This is a genomic window from Providencia sp. JGM181, from assembly GCF_018257375.1.
In the GTDB taxonomy this organism is placed as follows: domain Bacteria; phylum Pseudomonadota; class Gammaproteobacteria; order Enterobacterales; family Enterobacteriaceae; genus Providencia; species Providencia lanzhouensis.
Window position 1 is genome coordinate 1 of record NZ_JAERJY010000293.1, and the last position, 790, is coordinate 790.

Annotated in this window: 1 protein-coding gene; it reads left to right on the forward strand. The window is 35.6% G+C overall.

The window, feature by feature from the left end:
* Positions 1–790: T3SS effector HopA1 family protein (locus JK188_RS17595; protein WP_249216052.1), on the forward strand; the 790-nt coding region annotated here is incomplete at both ends.

Below are 790 nucleotides of genomic sequence, written 5' to 3' on the forward strand. Positions count from 1 at the left end.
GAAAAAATGAAGACTATTTTAGTCACTTATCGGATAGTGATCTCTTAGATGGTGATGCTTATCGTCTTTTACCCAAGGACTTCAATGGGCGATATAAAAATAATTCGATGTTAATGTCGCGATTAACAATTAATGTGAAAAAAGAGCATTACTTTTCATTAGCTGAAGCACTAGTTTATTTGTATGAACGAGATCCTCATAATAAAATTATGCAGTCAAAGATTATGGGGCCTAAAAAATTAGGTAACTTAACAGATCAAGCTGTTATTTATTTTCCCAATGCAAATTTACAAGATGCAATTGAGATTGCGAATGAATTAAAGGAACTATTACCTGAAGATGCATTTGTTGAACATGTACCTATAGGGATGCACCGTATTGATAAGGGAATCTCTTATTCTGAAACCTTGAAAAATCAGTCGAGCAGTCATGGAGAAGTGAGAGCAGAAATAATGGCTAAAGCAGTTTCTGAATCATTATTAACAGGGAATCCTATAGAGGAGTGTCTTGACCATCAGCTAAGTATCTATGGTTATTCAGTTGAAAATCCAGCATTGATCTCTCAATCCGTTCGCGAGGCTAGTCATGATATTAGTTTAGCTGGCAGCAATCATGGGGTAGAAGTGTTACCGAGTAAAGACATTGATATTTTTAAACAGGACCCTATAAATTTTTCTCAGCAATATATATTGAATGCGAAAGAATTGAATAAAGTTTTACTTGGCTACGACAAGAATATCCCGAACTTAAGCAGCGTTCTAGGGGCAGTTTTTCTATCGCAGGTTTCCAC